This window comes from Ralstonia chuxiongensis, assembly GCF_024158925.1.
GTDB classification, from domain to species: Bacteria; Pseudomonadota; Gammaproteobacteria; order Burkholderiales; family Burkholderiaceae; genus Ralstonia; species Ralstonia chuxiongensis.
Window position 1 is genome coordinate 1,015,007 of record NZ_JAMYWC010000001.1, and the last position, 16,491, is coordinate 1,031,497.

Genomic DNA, 16,491 nt, shown 5'->3' on the forward strand with positions numbered 1-16,491 from the left:
ATCCGATATGGCCAAGAAGACCGCCGTCTCTGAATTCAGCGGCGAAATCGGCATCGCCGCGTTGGTGGTTGCCGTCATCGCATTGATGGTGCTGCCGCTGCCCACCGTCCTGATCGATTCACTGCTGGGGCTGAACATCACGCTATCGGTCGTGCTGCTGATGGTGACGATGTACATCCCCGCGGCGACATCGCTGTCGGCATTTCCGTCGTTGCTGCTGTTCACCACGCTGCTGCGGCTCTCGCTGAACATCGCGTCGACCAAATCGATCCTGCTGCATGCGGACGCCGGCCACATCATCGAGAGCTTCGGCAAGCTCGTGGTGGGCGGCAACCTGGTGGTGGGTATGGTGGTGTTCCTGATCATCACCACTGTGCAATTCATCGTGATCGCCAAGGGCTCCGAGCGCGTGGCCGAGGTCGGCGCACGCTTCACGCTCGATGCCATGCCCGGCAAGCAGATGAGCATTGACGCCGACCTGCGCGCCGGCCACCTGAGCGCAGACGAGGCCCGCAAGCGCCGCGCGCTGCTTGCCATGGAAAGCCAGCTGCACGGTGGCATGGACGGCGCCATGAAGTTCGTCAAGGGCGATGCGATTGCCGGCCTGGTCATCACGCTGGTCAACATCCTCGCCGGCATCGTGATCGGGATCACATACCACGGCATGACGGCTGGTGAAGCCGCCAACCGCTTTGCCGTGCTGTCCATCGGCGACGCCATGGTGTCGCAGATTCCTTCACTGCTGATCTCGGTCGCGGCCGGCGTAATGATCACGCGCGTATCTGACGATGACCACGGCGCCAAGCCAAGCTCGCTTGGCAAGGAGATCGTGCGGCAGCTTTCAACCAGTGCACGGGCCATGTTCACCGCCAGCGCGTTGCTGGCCGGCTTTGCGCTGGTGCCGGGGTTTCCGTCGTTTCTGTTTATCGCGCTGGCAGGTGCGGTCTTCGCCTTTGGCTACACGCTGCGCAAGCGCCTGAACACGGGCAGCACGGCCGACACCGATACCCTGCCCGCGCTGCTGCGTGAAGGGTCCAAAGACAAGGCACCGACGATTGCCGACAAGGCCCCGTCATTCACGGCACCCCTGGGGGTTCGCCTTGGCACGCGGCTGGCAGAGGGGCTCGACATTCCGAAACTCGATGCCGCATTTCAAAGCGGGCGGCATGCATTGGCTGAAGAGCTGGGCCTGCCCTTCCCTGGCATTGCCGTGTGGAAGAGCGCCGCGCAACCCGAAGACGCCTATGAGGTGCTGGTGCACGACATCCCGGGTCAGCCGGTGGCCGTGTCCGACGGCAAGGTATCGGTATCCGATCTGCCGGAACCATTGCGCGCACAACTGGACGCCACCCCGGATACCGCGCCCCACGCTGAACAGGTGATTGCGGGCCACGTCGTGCACGTGCTGCGCAAGCACGCGCATCTGTTCATCGGCCTGCAGGAAACGCAATGGATCATGGAACGTGTGACCACCGATTACCCGGGTCTGGTCACCGAGGCACAGAAGGCTGTGCCCGCGCAGCGCATGGCCGACGTGCTGCGCCGCCTGCTGGAAGAGCAAGTGCCCATCCGCAACATGCGCGCCATCCTGGAAAGCCTTGTCATCTGGGGCCCGAAAGAAAAAGACACGTTGATGCTGGTGGAGTATGTGCGCGGCGATCTGGGGCGGCAGATTGCGCACCAGGCCACATGCGGCTCACGCAAGATGCCCGCCATTCTGCTGGACCAATCGGTGGAGCAGACGGTGCGCCAGGCGATCAAACCCACGCCGGCAGGCAACTTCCTGACGCTCGATCCTCAGCAGGTCGACACCATCGTCACGAGGCTCGAACACATGAGCCGCAGCGCGCCGCAGTCGGCAACAACGCCGGCGGGTGCGCTTGCCATTGTCACGTCCATGGACATCCGACGCTATGTCCGCCGCATGATCGAGCCGCGACTGCAGGCACTGAACGTGTATTCGTTCCAGGAGCTGGGTGCGTACGTTGATCTGCAGCCCGTGGGCAAGCTCACGCTGTAAGCCGCCATGACCACACCCGTACGCCTGTGGCGAGCCCCGCCCATCGTCCATCCGACCACGCCCGTCCGGCGGCCCGTAGCGCAACGCAGCGCTGACGGGCGGGCCGGCATGCAGGCCGAACCCTGCGCGGTTGAAAGTACCAGCTGGATACCGCTCGATGCGTACGGCGACGCTGCATGCGAAGACACCGCCGAGCACGAACCGCCCACCCAAGACCACGCCGACGCGCAGCCCGATGAAGCGCAGCCCGAGACCCCGCCGCTGCACACCTCGGCCATGGCCAGCCGCCTGGTGCGCACGTGCTCCGAGATCAGCGTGGGGAGCACCGTGACAGAACATCTCGCGCAGTTGCTCTCCAAGTTCTGCGGCTCCCGCGTTGTAAAAGCCAACAGCGAATGCTGGGAAGTCACGCTCGACCTCGACCCGCGAGTGCTGCCCGACACCCGCCTCACCCTGCGCCTTTCGCCCCACACGCTATGGCTTCGCTTCCTGGCGGCACACCCACGGGCGCGCGACTTACTCTCCGAGCATGGCGATGCACTGCGCCAACGCATTCACGTTTTGCTGGAGCAGCGCATCGATATCGAACTCGAAGTGTGGTGACCGTTGCCACACCCCACCCGACACCTCCCGCCGACTCGCTATGGACACCGGGCTCACGCCATCCCCGCTCGATGCGCATCTGCGTGCGTTCACGCCGGCCCAGGCCGCGTTGACCCGGCTGATCGGCACGCCGTTCCCAGATGACGACGGACGCCACTGGCAACTGCACGCCGTAGACCACACCGCGCCCATGCAGGCGCCCATGCGATTAGGCATTCGCTCATCGCTGTGTGCGGTTGACGTTGTTGTTGAAGGTGCAAACCACCCCGCGCTCCACGCCATCGCACACGAAGCCGATGCGCAACGCCGCACGGCGCTTGCCGGGCTTTGGCTGACGCCGATGCTCGATACGCTGTCTGCCGCCGGGTTGGGAGATGCCTCCCTGGCGACATTCACGCCCGAACACAACGATGCGCGACGTAGCGATCTGCCGGAATTGCCGATGCGGCTGGATGGGCCGCATGGTGAAACGCCATGCAGCATCGCCACGCTGGATTGGCATGCCGCCCCGCCCGCACCACCCGTGGCCAATCGCAACGCTGTGCTTGCACAACTTGGCGTGGTGGGCCTGCCGGTGGGCGTTCGTATCGCCGGCCGGCGATGCCCAACGCACACGCTCTCTTCGCTTGCGGCCGGCGACGTTCTGCTCGGCTGGGGCCAGCACGCCTATTGCCCCGCCACCGATGAGGGCGCCGTACGCCTCACGTGTGGAGATAGCCGACGCGCCCACTTCACTGCCCATGCTCACTACAAGGAAGGCACTGTGACGATCCTCGATGTTCCTACGCTCGCTGACGACGACACCACCTCCGCACACGACACCACAGCCGAAAGCACTGACGGCATCGCAGTAGAAGCACTGGAAGTGCCCGTGCACCTTGAGGTTGCCGTGATGAGCCTACCGCTGGCCGAGCTGGCCGCGCTGGCACCAAACCACGTCTTGCAGTTGCCCGTCTTGCTGCGTGATGCCACGGTACGCCTGGTCTGCCACGGCCAGACGCTCGGCCACGGGCAGCTCGTGGCAGTGGGTGAGCATCTCGGCTTGCAGATCTCCGCCATGAGCGCGCGCCATGCAGAACATTGAATTCGCCTCGCTCATCATTGCGGCGGTCGCCATTGCGCTGTTGCCGTTTGCCGCCATGGTGGTCACGTCGTACACCAAGATCGTGGTCGTGCTCGGGCTGCTGCGCAACGCGCTGGGCGTGCAACAGGTTCCGCCCAGCATGGTGCTCAACGGCATTGCGATGATCGTGTCGTGCTTCGTAATGGCCCCCGTTGGCATGGAGGCCATGCAGCGCGCCCACATGCAGCTCAATGATTCCAGCGCGAACGTCAGCCAGGTCATGCCGCTGCTCGATGCCGCGCGCGAGCCGTTCCGGCAGTTCCTGGACAAACACACCAATGCACGCGAGAAAGCGTTCTTCATGCGCTCTGCGCAGCAGCTGTGGCCCCCCGCCAAAGCCGCGCAGCTCAAGGAAGACGACCTGATCATCCTCGCGCCCGCCTTCACCCTGACGGAGCTGACGGCGGCATTCCGCATCGGCTTCCTCCTGTACCTCGTCTTCATCGTGATCGACCTGGTGATCGCCAACCTGCTGATGGCGTTGGGGCTGTCGCAGGTGACGCCCAGCAACGTAGCCATTCCGTTCAAGCTGCTGCTCTTCGTGGTGATGGACGGCTGGTCTGTGCTGATTCACGGCCTGGTCAACACCTATCGTTAAAGGGGCCGCCATGGACTACGACAACATCACGCGCCTGACCAGCACGGCACTCATGCTGTGCCTGCTGGTGTCTTTGCCCGCTGTGGCGGTGTCCGCCATTGCCGGGCTGCTGATCTCGTTCGTGCAAGCCGTGACCTCGCTGCAGGACAGCAGCATCTCGCATGGCCTGAAACTCATCATCGTATCGGTGGTGATTGTGGTGGCTGCGCCGTGGGGGGCTGCGTCGATCCTGCAGTTCGGCAACACGATCCTGCAATCGCTCTTCCAGTAAGGGGGTGCCATGACACGTATCTCCGCCTCGACGCCCAACGTTCTCTCGTTGCCCGATCCGGTACAGGCACCGCAGAACACGGCTGCGCCGCACCATCGCAAGCATCATCGGCATGGCGCGCACGGGCACCACCATTGGGCCGAGCAGCTGGTCGAAGATCAACTGCACCGCCACAAGCACGTCGCGCAGGTTGCGAAGCGCGTTCGCCGGCCGCGCACAGGCAAGCGCAGCGCAGCGGGTTCACCCGAAGAGCCCATCACCGACAGCACGTTCGAAGAACTGCTCCTCATGCTGGAAGAGCACGCGCGCAAGGTCGAGCCCATGGTGATTGGGCTGTCGTCCCGGCAGGGCCAGCGCGACGACGATGACGAACAGTCGCGAGACCACCGCAGCGCCCAGGGCCGCCGTGCCCTGCTGCTGCAGTACTTGCAGGAACAAGCCGCCGAGACCGATGCCGCCGCACCGCAGAAAGCCGCAGCCGCCGAAGCCGGCGCGTTGCCAGCCGACACGCTGCTGCAAGACGTGGAGTCGTCCAGCTACCAGCGCCTTGAACAGGAGTTGCTTGCCGTGCGGCATGCCATGCATACGGGCCACCCGATGCCGCTGCGCATGGCGTTCGACATCCTGCGCAGCTATCTGAAACAGGCGTCTATTGAAGGCACGCCAGGCACGCTAGCCGCCGTAAAAGACCGGCTGCTGGCGACCACCACGCCGCAACACGCCGCCAGCGCGCTGACCGACCGCGAAAAGACGTTCAACCTGCTGTTTCCGCTCTTGCTGCTGAGTCCTTCGCGGCCGCGCATCGGCCGCGAGCGCGGCGAGAGCATTGCACGCAGCAGCGCCGTCGCACGCCGCTGGACAACCGAACTCTGGTCTTACCGGGCGGGGCTGGGTCTGGCCCTGCCTCCGCTTCCTGATCCTTCCCCGCAATCACCATGAACAAGCACATCCGCGTGTTGGCAGGCGCGCATGCCGGCGCCTGCCTCGACCTGACGCCGGGCCGCTGGACGGTAGGCCCCGACGTACAAGCCAGCATCCGCATCTCTGATTGGGCGGGCGATCCGATCGCGCTGCTTGTCGATACGGAACACGGCGTCCTGATTGAATCCGACGACGGCGGCAGCACCTGGGACGACCTGACCCCCCGCCGCTTTGGCGAGGTCATTCTCTGTGTCGGGCCGGCCGGCGAGGCATGGCCGTCCGACCTCGCACTGCTGGAGCGCGTGCTATCGCCCGCAGCGACCGAGGCCAGCACCCAGAGCATTGCCGCTGTGCAAGCCCCTGCTTCCGACACACCCACGCCTGCCCGGCCTCGCGCACGCAAAGGCTGGATGGGCGTGACGGCAGTCGCGCTGCTCACGCCGTGCGCACTGCTGCTGGCATCGACACGCGAAACATCCTCCGCCGCGCATTCCGCAGCCACGGCACAAATACCGCTGATCGAACGTGTGCGCACATGCCTGGCACTGCACCGCATCGACGGCTTGCAGATCGAGCAGCACGATAACGAGATCGTCGTGCACGGCATCGTGACTTCAGCCGCCGAAGAGCTCGCCACACTGCGCGATCTGCGAGCGGTGTCAGCGTCTGTCCACACCGATCTTTCAATCGCGCAGGAGGTCATTGAAAACCTGCGTGAATCGCTGCAGGAACCGGGGCTGCGCATCAGCTACCTGGGCAGCAACCGGTTCTCGATCACGGGGCCAGCCATGCACCCCGAACGGGTTCGTGCAACGGCAGACCATGTGCGCAGCGACCTGGGCGGCAACATCAAGGACATCGCCCTGGACATCACGCAGGCACGCACGCGTGACCCCAAAGCCGATGCCACATCCGCACTTTCGGTGGATGAACTGAGCTATATCGAAAGCTCCGACGGCACCAAAGATTTTCTCGCTGCGCAGCGTTAAGGCGCCTGTACGTTCTTGCCATTCCCTCTTCAGGAGACCCCTATGTTTGATCACTTCTCGCTCGACATCATCGAAACGTTTGACGGCATTCAGGCTTTTGCCAAGCAGGAAGGCCCAAAGGATTTCGGCCCGCTGAACAAGGCCGTCGAAGCGCTCAAGCGCACCGCCATGGACATGGAACAGCGCGCCATTCGTGCGACGGACGTCAACAACCGCGAGCAGCTTCGCGTGCTGTCGCATGGTTTTTCCAGCGCCGCACAAGTGTGCTCGGGGTTGATCCCGGCATAACGAGCGCACCGCGCAGACGGGCTTCGCGAGACGACATCACATTTCGCTTCCTCGCCAGTCCAGCGCAGAGAAATCCACGATGATGACTTCACGGCGAACACAACAGCAGCACGTTCGCTAAACCGAATCAGCGACATCCCATACCGGGGTGTTGTTGAAAAACCCGGCTCTCACCCGAGACCATTCATCCACTGCAAAGGAGTTTTCCATGACCGTTCAAACCGCTGCCGCTGGCCTGGGCGACGCCGCTAGCCGTCTGTCGTTCAACGCGCAAAACGAAGCCGTTACCAAGGAAGGCGAGCAAGACATGCTGAACGCAGCCAAGCTGCAAAACGAACTGAACCGCGTCAACATGTTCGCCAAGCTGATGGAAGCGGGCCCGAAGGCCGCCAAGGACCTGATCTCGTAATGGTCTGTTCTGGACGGCACACCGTGTGCCGCCAACGTTCGGGAACGGGGCCGCGCCGTTCCCGAGCGGTTTTTCAACACACCGCACCGCGCGCTTCTGCTGTTCTCTGTATTCGGCCCATCGCGCCGCCGCCCGATTCACTGAATCCGACCTGCTACCGCGATCCCGACATGACACCGATCCACCGCAACGTTTCCGCAGCTCCTGCAACCCCTGCGCCGGACGAATCCACTTCGCGCCTTGTACACGCCCACACAGGTGCGCGCGCATCGGGCACGTTGCAAGCCGTGGTATCCGCCGGCATGCAAGACATGCTGAACGCAGCCCATCTGGAAGATGAGCTGAACCGCACACAGGCATTCGCCAAGCTGATGGAAGCCGGCCCGAAAGCGGCCAAAGACTTGCTGGTGTAAAGCATGAGCATCGAACGGCGCGACAGCCTCATCCGCGACATGTGCATGCATCTGCAGATTCCGGATGCCGATGCCATCATCGCCGCCGGCAGGCTCACGGTTGAAGGGTTCGAAGTCATCATCGATGCAGTCGAGGAAGACCTCGATGCGTTCTACCTGAACTTCGACTACGGCATCGTCACAGGCGGCCGCACGTTGCGCGTGTTCCGCCTCATGCTTGAAGCCAACGTCACCATCTATGCGCAAGACCATGCCCAGCTGGGGCTGGATGGCGATACGGGCGGCATCATCCTGATCGTGCGCGTGGCGTACGACCCCGACATCGACGGTGAACAGCTAGCCGAACTGCTGGGCCACTATGCCGAGCACGGCCGCTACTGGCGCGACAACATCCTGCAGACCACCGACGACATGTTCGAGAACCTCGCGAACGGCACCTACGTCTGGATTCGCGCTTAACGCGCAATGCCAGGCGCGAACGACAACGCTTCCACCCGAGCGGCTTCGCAGCACCCGTGATGATTTCGTGAACGCGAACGTCCGCTGTCATATAACGCCGTACGCTCGCGGCATTACATGCCAAGGTGCTCGTTGAAGCTGACGCGTCGGCTCGGCGGCATCGCCAATCCAAGTTCATGTCCGCCTCACGCACACCGTATCTGCCAACCATAGACATCCCGCTTCTACGCGCCGGTGAGTTCTTCCCGTTCGCTGCGCACCCCATCCTCATCGGCGCATACCAGCTCTGGTTCACCTGTGATGCAGATGCAGATGCTGATCCCGGGTCGGTCACCGTTTGTATCGACCTCGGCAAGCCGCTCGAGATCAACGTCGACGAAGCACTGCACGTGATCCTCGGGCTCTGCCTCGGTCTGCCAGCTTCGTCGCGGGGCGTGGTGGCGCAGCAGGCGCGCACCGGCACGCTGGTCTATCGCTTTCCTTACACGCTTCACGACGACCCGACGGGCGCCCTGCTCGTTGACGCAATGTCCGGGCTTGCTGCCTCAGCCATATCGGTCTCAAAGTGGTCGGTGCACTGACGGATTGCGCGTGGGCCGGTGGCATGCAGCTTCGCCATCGTCACGGCGGATTCGCATTGCACGCGCGTTTGTCATTCGGCCGCATCAAAGTGGTATGCCGATTGACCACGCCAGTGCCTGAACATTCCGAGCCATGCCACCTTCACGCCTGTTGCCCGTCAACGTGCCGACATCGCCGTCGGAATACGAGACACTCCACGACTTCGCTGCGCGCACACCATCGCCCCCGCCTGAGGGCAGCGCTGCTCCGCAGCCTCGCAAGAAAGGTGGCTGGCTCGGCAACCTGAAATCGCGCGTGCGCGAAAAGCTGCCCAAGAGTGACGAGACAGAACTGGCCACGTTGTTAAGCGACCGCAAGCGCTCCGGCGCGTCGTTCAATACGGTGGACAACTACAAGGCGCCCACGCGCGGCACGTTGACGACCACGCCCGAGGCAACGCCGCAGGCCGCCGAGGGCACCCCGCACCCTGCCACACCGCAGGTGCAGGAACATCACCAGACACGCCGCGCGGCACGTTCGCAGCGCAAAACGTCAACCATGATGCAGCGCGCTGAACAGGGTGCGCAGCGCTTGCGCCAACGCGGAAAGCCACCGACGCCCCAAGCGGCAACAACGACCGCTGCGCTGACGGTTCCGGCTACGGCCGAAGCGTTCCGCCAGAGCATTGCGCAGTTGTTCCGCACGGCGGGCAGCGCAAGCGAACGTGAACTGCTGGCCGATCGGCTCGGCGTCTTGGCGGCTCCAGCGCAGGGCAGCTCGTCCGCAGCAGGCAGCTACATCCGCCCGATGTTGGCAGCGCGCGCGCTGGCGGCCACCAGCGGCGGCAATGCAGGCGATGCGCTGCGGGTGCTGCAGCACGTTTCGCATGCGGTGCACTTTGATGCTGCCGCCTTTGCGGCACCTGTACCGACGCCGAGCCATGACGGCTCAACACGTTCCACGGGCAGCTCTTCGCTGGGCATGGGCCGCCTGTTCAATGAGACGGCATCGGCAACGTCGTCGCAGCGCTCCAGCACGTCGGACCTGGGCTTGTCTCATCTGTTTGGCGAGGGTGAAACGTCGCCACAGCGAAGCGAAACCGGCGCCAGCCGAACCAGTGACGAGCAAAGCCCGCGTTCGCTTTCCCGGCAATCCAGCCTGTCGGCCCAGTACGGCTCAGACGGCTCCGGTGGCTCTTCACGCAGCCTGACAGTCCCGCCAATGCCGCAGGGCATGAGCGATGCGGGCGTGGCAAGCGCGGCTTGGCGCACGGCGCAGTTGCTCTCGCGCAGCCATCACGGCTTTGAAGCGCTGACCGGCCTGATGCAGACCCCGCCCACACCGGAGCAGGCGCACACCGCACGCGCCTTCTTGCAAGCGGCCGACCATGTGCATACGGCCGCCACCACGGCGGCCGACCCCACCGCCCTGTTGCACGCCCACCCGGCTGGCAGCGGCACCCAGGCCGAGTCACTCGCCGTCAACGTCATGCACGCCGCTGCGCTCAAGCTGCGCGGCGAGCCCGTCAGCGCGCAACAGGCCGGTGTCCTTTTTGCGTGGCACCAGGGCTTTCGTGAAGACGGTCCGGGCTCGGATCTGGCCAACACCAAGGCACGCCTGGCGAAGTTTGTCGGGCGCACCATTCCGCGGGTGGAAAAGCAAACCACGGGCAGCCATTTCTGGCAGATGATCGGCAAGAAGAAATCGCCGCTGTCATCGGCTGCGCTCGGCATGCACGGCGCACAGCGGCCTGGACTCGTCAAGGAAATGGACACCTATACGGCGGCGCTGCGATCGATGATCGAAACGCTTGCGCAGGCTGGCAATGCACCGCCGCTGCACACCATCGCGCACCCGGGCGATCTTTGGCGCGGCACGATCCTCGCGCATTGGGCCGAGCTGACAGCCGCCAACGCGCCGTTGAGCGACTACGCACTCACGGCAGAGAAGCTGCGTGCGCTGCAGCCGGAAGTCGGCGCAGCTGTCAGCCGCATGCAGCGCGAGAACGCCGAGCCAACCGCCGTCGCCCGCACGCCGGGCAGCTCACCGGCCCACCAGGAATTCGCACAATTCGTGGCCCTGACCGGACTGACCGACGATGCAGACAGCCGGGCCTGGGCGCAAAACCGGTTGAACACGCTGACCCTGCCGCAGGTCAACGCCGCGCAGGCCCACGTGGCGCAGCTCATCGACCATGCCGGCCTCGTGGGCGAGCCGCCGGAATACCTGGTGGGGCTGCAGCCATCGGCCACGCTGTTGCGCTACTGGAGTGCCCACGCGGGCGAGGCCGCCGAGGCGCCCGCATTCCGAAGCGCGCTCGAGCGCGCCGACAAACTCGAGCACCCGGAAGACCTCAAGATGCAGGCGCCCACCATCGAAGACGCGCGCAAGACCATCGAGACGCTGCTCACGTCCATGGAATCAGGCAACAAGGTGCGCCTGTCCAACGGTGGCTGGATTGGCGGCAGCACGGCCGGCGTATCGACAGGCTTGTCACACGTCGGCAAGGCGTTGCCGGTGCCCGTGTCCGTACAACTGGACGCCAATTACGGCAGGGGCCGCCAGGCCGTGGTGGAAATCGGCCGCAGTTCACACGGGCGCGACGTGTTCGTCGGCACTGACCGCACGATGCGCGCGTCGGTTGGTGTGGGTGCCTCCGTTGGCTACGACCTCAAAACGTGGGGCAAGCGCCTGCGCGCCAATCTGTTCGCCGTCAAGGTCACGCCGTTCGATCTGGAGACAGGTGAGCCGCGCGGCGTGGTCATCCGGGCCACACGGCCCACGCAGCGCCCGGTGGAAGGCCACGACGACTGGGAACCCATCAAGTACGACGACAAGGCTGCGGCCGATGCCATCGTCAAGGCCACCAACCTGCTGTTCGAGCAGGCGAGCGCCGCGCCCGAGCACCGGCCCAATGCCGACACGCTGTGGAATACGCTGGCACAGCACTTCGGCGAAAGCGGTGGCAGCGGCGGCATTTCCATCAGCTGGGTCGACCAGACCAAGAAGCGCTGGCGCGCGTCAATGGATGCCAGCGTTGGCATGAACGTACGCGTGAGCAGCCCTCACACCCCGGTGCGGATCGGCCCGTCGGCACGGCTGCGCGGCGAGAAGACGCTCAGCAACACGGCCACCCTGCAGGAGAAGACCGGCACGATGCGCATGGAGCAGTTCAGCGTCGCCACGGGGCACAAGGTGACGGCGCGCGCCGGCCTGGCATTCTCGGTGGGCCGCACCTTCTACACGGCAGCCCCCGACGACAACGCATCGGCCAAGGCCGGCGAGAGCGGCAAATTCACACAATCGTTTACCGGCGGCATGCCGCTCGGGTTCAACTGGAAGCTCTCCGAAGGCGGCCACACGACGAAGGTGAAGATGGCTTACCAGAACGGCAAGATTGCCGATCGCGTCAGCTACTTCGACACCGAGTACCGCAGCGTGCGCGAATACCTGGCTGTCGTGCGCAGCGACCGCGATGCGTGGATCAACATGCTCGCCCACAAGCCCGGCGGTACGCCGGAAAAAGCCGCGCGTGAGTTCGAGGCCTACTGCGAGACCGTCGAGACGCACGCCCGCCCCAACCAGCGCTACCTGCATCGGCATCGGCTTCGGCCGTCGGCCGCACGCGAGATCGAGGGGCACCTTGCCCTGGCGGACCTGCATCGCAGCATCGATCCGAATTCTGCCGACGCGCAAGCTTCCGAAGCGCTGGCGCAGGCGCTGCTGGAGGCGCCCACGTCCCGCGTGCCGGAGAAGCTCGCAATCGTCGAACAGGTATCCACCAGCCGCAGCCGTGGCCTGACGAGCGCGCTACAGCTACGCGCCAGCAAGGAAGCGGAAGGCACGCGCGAACTCGCTGCCATCAAGTTCGGCTGAAGATCATTTCATCAAATTGTCATATAAGCCGGCAAATTAATTGTTTCGCCGGTTTTTTATGCGCTTATGCGCATAATCGTTCACGCAGAATGCGGCATTCGCATGCTCAAAATGAAAATTGCATAGTCAACAAAAAAAACTCAATCAGATCTAAACTCGATTTCACTCTTTATAGGGATGTGTGAGCAAATCGTGAACGTTATGCTTGGCCCCAGTTTGAAGCGCCATCTGCAGCGATTCAATTCTTTAGCGCAGTGGCTTGAAAGAAGGGGAGCGCCATGAAGTTCGCCGTATTGACCTCAAACCCATCCAGCTTTGCCTACGTGGCAAGCTGCCTATCCAGTGAAGAGGCGGAGTGCGTCCGCTTTGACGACGCCCTGTCGTTGCTGCGTGCGCGCCGCACGGAAACGTTTGATCTGTTGATGATCGATGCCCAGCATTTCCGTACAGCGGGGCAGCTTGTGCTGTCGTGGCGCGAATGCAATGCCGACATGTGCTGGCCCACCCTGGTGTTCGGGCAGTTTGTCGACCGCGGAGACATGGCGTCGGCCTTCGATGCCGGCGTGGACGACGTGCTGACCGGACACTTCAGCGCTGAAGAGCTGCAGGCCCGCGTGCAACGAGCACTGCGCCGTGCCGAGCCAGTGCGCCAGAATGCCGGCGTCCACGTCGTGGTGGGGCCGTATCGCCTGTGCCGCCTGACCCGCACGGCTACGGTCAACAGCATCCCCATTCGCATGACCGCTCGGGAGTTTGCGACGGCATGGCTGCTGTTCTCTTCGCCGGGGTCGTTCCTCTCGCGCCAGCAGATCGCATCCGCCGTGTGGGGCGCAGACGCCAGCATCGTCGAGCGCTCGATCGAGCAGCACATCTACAAGCTGCGCAAGAAACTGCAGTTCGGCCCCGAGACCGGCGTGGAACTCAAGACCGTCTACGCACGCGGCTATCAACTCGCCGTGCAAGCCGCCAGCAACGAGCCCGCAGGCCCCCAGGCGCGCACCATTCTGGCCGCTTAAGCGGCCTTTTTGCGCAAACGATTGCTCGCCGCAGGGCCCGCTGCGCCCACGGCAAATTCTTTTAGCAATTCTTAATAAAACGCCTCAAGGCAGATAATTTCAGTATCGGCTTAATAAATTCAGTGCCGGTTTAAAAAATATTGCCTTGTTAATGGTTATCGCGTTAGTGACTTTCGTGCGAGCGGATTTCACCCGCACATTGCTGATATAGCGCTGCCAATTCGGTCCGATTGCGTGCTTGTAAGCGCATCAGAATTTGGCGCACGTGCGATTTCACGGTTTCTACGCCGATATGCAACGCCTGCGCGATTTCCACATTGGACTTTCCCGATGCCGCCTCTCGCAGGATGTCGCGTTGGCGTGGCGTCAGAGCGGAGAGCAAAGCCCCCTTGCCGGACGAACGGGCGGGGGCCTTCCGCCTGGACTCCAACATCCGCCCAAGCATCGCGTGCGCCTGCTCCAGCGTAACGGGCTGGGCGGGCGGCGCTTCGCCGGCGGCCGCGGCCAGCTCGGTCAAGTCGACCAGGATCCCACCGTTTGGGGCGTGCGAAACCTGCCGAACCGCGATCGTGAGAGGCACCACCGTCTGCGCCCGCCAAGCGGCGGCTGCAGGGAAAGGGGAGAAATACTGGCGTTCTGCCGTACTGTCGGCTGCGTGTAGCAGCACGTCGTTCTGGACCCGGGCGTTCATGTCGTCCTTCGCTTTCGTGAAAGCTATGCATCTGGATGCAGTGGCGCTCGCGGATGGGTATCGCGGCAGCCTCTTACTCTCTCTGTGCAACGAGGGAGAAAAACCGGAACCCCGATCGAAAAAAAATTTTCGCGGCCGACGAACGCTCAGCGTGGGCCGATGCGCACCCACACGCCGGCAAGCTCCCTCACCTGGATGGGGAGCGTTTCGGCCAGCATGTGCAAGGCACGACGTCCGTCGAGCGGGAACCGCCCCGTCACGTGCATATCAGCCACTTCAGGGAGCAGCTCGATCAGGCCCCGGTGGTAGGGGCGCAATGCGTCAATCACGTCGGACAAGGGCTGGTGTTCGACCTCGACCATGCCGCGCGTCCAGGCCGCCACGTTGCGGGCCATCAGCGTCAGTTTCTCGATGCCGCCGTCACCAAGGCGCCGTACCTCGCCCGTACGCGCCGTGGAAACGGCACCGGCCGGCGTCGACAACGCCGCGGTGCCTTCGAGCACGGCAACCGTCATCGCGCCATCGGGCTCCAGCGTTGCGCAGATCATGCCGCCCATGCATTCCACCGCGCCCGCGGCGGACCATAACCGCAACTGCCCCGACGGCGACCCGGCGACGGCCAGCACGCTGCCACTGCGCAGACGCACGTCGTAACCGCGCGCAACCGCAGAGGCATCCACCGCGCTGCGCGCGTTCAGGCGTAGTTGATAGCCGCCGGCCAGCGCGAAGTCGCGGCGCTCCGAGGTGACCGTACGCATGTCGGCAACTAGGTCGGATAGCGGGATCTCTCTGTCAACGAGGGCGGCAACACCCAGACCCAGCCCGCTGAAGATGAGCGCGCGGCGCACATGCCTTGCCGGCGAAGCAGGCGTATCGAGAAGCCGCCGCGCGGCGCGACGGTGCGGGTCTGCCACGGGCGGCAGTGCCATCGAACCCAACGCACCTTGCAAACGCTGCACGGCAGCGGCATGCGCGGGATCGGCTTCCTGCCAGGCGGCAAAGCGCTGGCGCTCCATCTCCGAAGCCGTGCCCGAGCGCAGTACGACCAGCCACTGGATCGCCTGCTCGGCGATCCGATCATCCAGCGCGTGCTTCACGATGATTCGGCCAGATAGCACAGGCGCATGGCCTGCGTCATGTATTTCTGCACCATGCGAACGGAGACCTGCAGGCGCTCGGCAATCTCTGGGTATGTGAGGCCATCGAGCTGGCTGTAGAGAAAAGCGGCGCGCGCCTTGGCGGAAAGCCCATCGAGCATACGATCGATGGAGGTGAGGGTCTCGAGGATCAACGCGCGGTCTTCAGGGGATGGCAGCGTTGCTTGCGGTTGCGTGGCGGCCCACGCCATATAGGCGTCTTCCAGATCACGACGGCGCCAGAGGTCATAGAGCAAACGCTGCGCAATCGTTGTCAGCAAGGCGCGCGGCTCGCGGATGTCTTGCCACCCGGGCCTTTGCAGCAATTGCACAAACGCCTCCGCCGCAATGTCTTCAGCGCCAAAGCGACAGCCCGTCTTGCCGCCCATACGACGGGCGAGCCATGCATAGTGTTGTCGGAACCAGTCAGAGGCCAGTTCGGTAACTGGCTGGCAGGTTTGCGTCACGGTATCCTCCGCGAAAATCTGTGCTGGCCGTTCCCCGGCAAACGGCCCGATCCGGTGTTGAGAAAGCCCCCACCCAGATGTCGAGATTCTAACCACCGCTGATATTTCAGGTGAGCATTTTTTCGGCTTTTATCGCAGTTTTTCGGCAGACCCGCTACATCCAGATGCCCCATGCTGGCATCGTTGAGCGGTGCAACCCGGTTGCTGCACTTTGTTGCAGCAACAACCGCCTCGGCGCCCGCCCATGCCCCCCGAAGAATCACCCCACCCCCCGTTCGACGAAGACGCATTGCCAGCGCATGCCCTGCGCATCGGCACCCGCAATGTCTGGCTGGCGTATGACAGCTACGCCGAGCCCGACATGCTGACGGCGTACGTCGAGCTCGGCCCGCGCGACACGTTGGACGTTGCGCTCACACTCAACCTGCTGCTCGGTCTCTGCCTGGAAGTGGACGGTGCTGCACGCGGCAGCGTTGTGCAACACCCGCAAACCGGCCAGATGATCTATCGCTTCCGCTACGCGCTGGACGACGACCCCGAAGCAAGCAATTTGCTCGATGCCATCGCTGCACTCACCGCGGAGCTGGACAACGGCGCCGCGTCCACACGGTATTGAGCCGCCGCATGCGGTCGCTTCGGATGCCGACGCA

The 16,491-nt window shown here is 63.9% G+C and carries 18 protein-coding genes; 15 read left to right on the forward strand and 3 right to left on the reverse strand.

Annotated features, from left to right (window positions below; translation table 11 throughout):
* Positions 1-7: 7 nt before the first annotated feature.
* The 14 genes from NKG59_RS04400 to NKG59_RS04465 all read left to right on the forward strand — a co-directional run bounded on the left by NKG59_RS04400 (position 8) and on the right by NKG59_RS04465 (position 13,547).
* Positions 8-2,020, forward strand: a complete 2,013-nt coding sequence (locus NKG59_RS04400; protein WP_253535584.1) for an FHIPEP family type III secretion protein — start codon at positions 8-10, stop codon at positions 2,018-2,020.
* Positions 2,021-2,026: 6 nt separating this feature from the next.
* On the forward strand, positions 2,027-2,623 hold the full coding sequence (gene sctP / locus NKG59_RS04405; protein ID WP_253535586.1) for a type III secretion system protein SctP: 597 nt from the start codon (positions 2,027-2,029) through the stop codon (positions 2,621-2,623).
* Positions 2,624-2,663: 40 nt separating this feature from the next.
* A complete protein-coding gene (gene sctQ, locus NKG59_RS04410) occupies positions 2,664-3,707 on the forward strand; it encodes a type III secretion system cytoplasmic ring protein SctQ (RefSeq protein ID WP_253535588.1) in 1,044 nt (347 codons plus the stop codon).
* The gene (sctR, locus tag NKG59_RS04415) at positions 3,694-4,344 is read left to right on the forward strand and encodes a type III secretion system export apparatus subunit SctR (RefSeq protein ID WP_045205537.1); all 651 of its coding nucleotides are present in this window, start codon (positions 3,694-3,696) and stop codon (positions 4,342-4,344) included. The genes sctQ and sctR overlap by 14 nt, the downstream gene beginning before the upstream one ends.
* 10 nt (positions 4,345-4,354) lie before the next feature.
* Positions 4,355-4,615 carry a type III secretion system export apparatus subunit SctS gene (sctS, locus tag NKG59_RS04420; protein ID WP_024978147.1) on the forward strand — a complete coding sequence of 87 codons (261 nt, stop codon included), beginning with the start codon at positions 4,355-4,357 and terminating at the stop codon, positions 4,613-4,615.
* Positions 4,616-4,624: 9 nt separating this feature from the next.
* Positions 4,625-5,554 carry a type III secretion protein HrpV gene (locus NKG59_RS04425; protein ID WP_253535590.1) on the forward strand — a complete coding sequence of 310 codons (930 nt, stop codon included), beginning with the start codon at positions 4,625-4,627 and terminating at the stop codon, positions 5,552-5,554.
* Entirely contained in the window at positions 5,551-6,525 is a 975-nt protein-coding gene (gene hrpD5, locus NKG59_RS04430; RefSeq protein ID WP_253535592.1) for an HrpD5 family protein, read from the forward strand. Before NKG59_RS04425 ends, hrpD5 begins: the two co-directional genes overlap by 4 nt.
* 42 nt (positions 6,526-6,567) lie before the next feature.
* On the forward strand, positions 6,568-6,813 hold the full coding sequence (locus NKG59_RS04435; RefSeq protein ID WP_253535595.1) for a type III secretion protein HrpX: 246 nt from the start codon (positions 6,568-6,570) through the stop codon (positions 6,811-6,813).
* Positions 6,814-7,021: 208 nt separating this feature from the next.
* Positions 7,022-7,222, forward strand: a complete 201-nt coding sequence (locus tag NKG59_RS04440) for a serine kinase/phosphatase (RefSeq protein WP_253535597.1) — start codon at positions 7,022-7,024, stop codon at positions 7,220-7,222.
* 170 nt (positions 7,223-7,392) lie between these two features.
* A complete protein-coding gene (locus NKG59_RS04445) occupies positions 7,393-7,635 on the forward strand; it encodes a hypothetical protein (RefSeq protein WP_253535599.1) in 243 nt (80 codons plus the stop codon).
* Positions 7,636-7,638: 3 nt separating this feature from the next.
* Positions 7,639-8,094, forward strand: a complete 456-nt coding sequence (locus NKG59_RS04450; protein ID WP_045205543.1) for a type III secretion system chaperone family protein — start codon at positions 7,639-7,641, stop codon at positions 8,092-8,094.
* 176 nt (positions 8,095-8,270) lie between these two features.
* Complete coding sequence (locus NKG59_RS04455) at positions 8,271-8,675, forward strand: type III secretion system chaperone family protein (protein ID WP_253535601.1); 405 nt, start codon at positions 8,271-8,273, stop codon at positions 8,673-8,675.
* Between the two features lie 133 nt (positions 8,676-8,808).
* Positions 8,809-12,531, forward strand: a complete 3,723-nt coding sequence (locus NKG59_RS04460; RefSeq protein ID WP_253535603.1) for a hypothetical protein — start codon at positions 8,809-8,811, stop codon at positions 12,529-12,531.
* A 278-nt stretch (positions 12,532-12,809) separates the two neighbouring features.
* The gene (locus NKG59_RS04465; protein WP_253535605.1) at positions 12,810-13,547 is read left to right on the forward strand and encodes a response regulator transcription factor; all 738 of its coding nucleotides are present in this window, start codon (positions 12,810-12,812) and stop codon (positions 13,545-13,547) included.
* Positions 13,548-13,710: 163 nt separating this feature from the next.
* On the opposite strand, the gene NKG59_RS04470 is transcribed toward NKG59_RS04465, so the two are convergent.
* The 3 genes from NKG59_RS04470 to NKG59_RS04480 all read right to left on the reverse strand — a co-directional run bounded on the left by NKG59_RS04470 (position 13,711) and on the right by NKG59_RS04480 (position 15,841).
* Positions 13,711-14,238, reverse strand: a complete 528-nt coding sequence (locus tag NKG59_RS04470; RefSeq protein ID WP_045205547.1) for a helix-turn-helix transcriptional regulator — start codon at positions 14,236-14,238, stop codon at positions 13,711-13,713.
* Between the two features lie 146 nt (positions 14,239-14,384).
* Complete coding sequence (locus tag NKG59_RS04475) at positions 14,385-15,335, reverse strand: DUF4880 domain-containing protein (RefSeq protein WP_253535608.1); 951 nt, start codon at positions 15,333-15,335, stop codon at positions 14,385-14,387.
* Positions 15,332-15,841 (reverse strand): sigma-70 family RNA polymerase sigma factor, encoded by a 510-nt coding sequence (locus tag NKG59_RS04480; protein ID WP_092974545.1) that lies wholly within the window; start codon positions 15,839-15,841, stop codon positions 15,332-15,334. The genes NKG59_RS04475 and NKG59_RS04480 overlap by 4 nt, the downstream gene beginning before the upstream one ends.
* Positions 15,842-16,085: 244 nt before the next feature.
* On the opposite strand from NKG59_RS04480, the gene NKG59_RS04485 reads away from it, so the two are divergent.
* Positions 16,086-16,457: a type III secretion system chaperone family protein gene (locus NKG59_RS04485; RefSeq protein ID WP_253535611.1), complete on the forward strand. Its 372-nt coding sequence runs from the start codon at positions 16,086-16,088 to the stop codon at positions 16,455-16,457.
* Positions 16,458-16,491: the final 34 nt, after the last annotated feature.

Coding starts and splice junctions, on each gene's coding strand:
- NKG59_RS04400 (WP_253535584.1), top strand. CDS start 8: ATGGCCAAGAAGACCGCCGTCTCTGAATTCAGCGGCGAAATCGGCATC.
- sctP (WP_253535586.1), top strand. CDS start 2,027: ATGACCACACCCGTACGCCTGTGGCGAGCCCCGCCCATCGTCCATCCG.
- sctQ (WP_253535588.1), top strand. CDS start 2,664: ATGGACACCGGGCTCACGCCATCCCCGCTCGATGCGCATCTGCGTGCG.
- sctR (WP_045205537.1), top strand. CDS start 3,694: ATGCAGAACATTGAATTCGCCTCGCTCATCATTGCGGCGGTCGCCATT.
- sctS (WP_024978147.1), top strand. CDS start 4,355: ATGGACTACGACAACATCACGCGCCTGACCAGCACGGCACTCATGCTG.
- NKG59_RS04425 (WP_253535590.1), top strand. CDS start 4,625: ATGACACGTATCTCCGCCTCGACGCCCAACGTTCTCTCGTTGCCCGAT.
- hrpD5 (WP_253535592.1), top strand. CDS start 5,551: ATGAACAAGCACATCCGCGTGTTGGCAGGCGCGCATGCCGGCGCCTGC.
- NKG59_RS04435 (WP_253535595.1), top strand. CDS start 6,568: ATGTTTGATCACTTCTCGCTCGACATCATCGAAACGTTTGACGGCATT.
- NKG59_RS04440 (WP_253535597.1), top strand. CDS start 7,022: ATGACCGTTCAAACCGCTGCCGCTGGCCTGGGCGACGCCGCTAGCCGT.
- NKG59_RS04445 (WP_253535599.1), top strand. CDS start 7,393: ATGACACCGATCCACCGCAACGTTTCCGCAGCTCCTGCAACCCCTGCG.
- NKG59_RS04450 (WP_045205543.1), top strand. CDS start 7,639: ATGAGCATCGAACGGCGCGACAGCCTCATCCGCGACATGTGCATGCAT.
- NKG59_RS04455 (WP_253535601.1), top strand. CDS start 8,271: ATGTCCGCCTCACGCACACCGTATCTGCCAACCATAGACATCCCGCTT.
- NKG59_RS04460 (WP_253535603.1), top strand. CDS start 8,809: ATGCCACCTTCACGCCTGTTGCCCGTCAACGTGCCGACATCGCCGTCG.
- NKG59_RS04465 (WP_253535605.1), top strand. CDS start 12,810: ATGAAGTTCGCCGTATTGACCTCAAACCCATCCAGCTTTGCCTACGTG.
- NKG59_RS04470 (WP_045205547.1), bottom strand. CDS start 14,238: ATGAACGCCCGGGTCCAGAACGACGTGCTGCTACACGCAGCCGACAGT.
- NKG59_RS04485 (WP_253535611.1), top strand. CDS start 16,086: ATGCCCCCCGAAGAATCACCCCACCCCCCGTTCGACGAAGACGCATTG.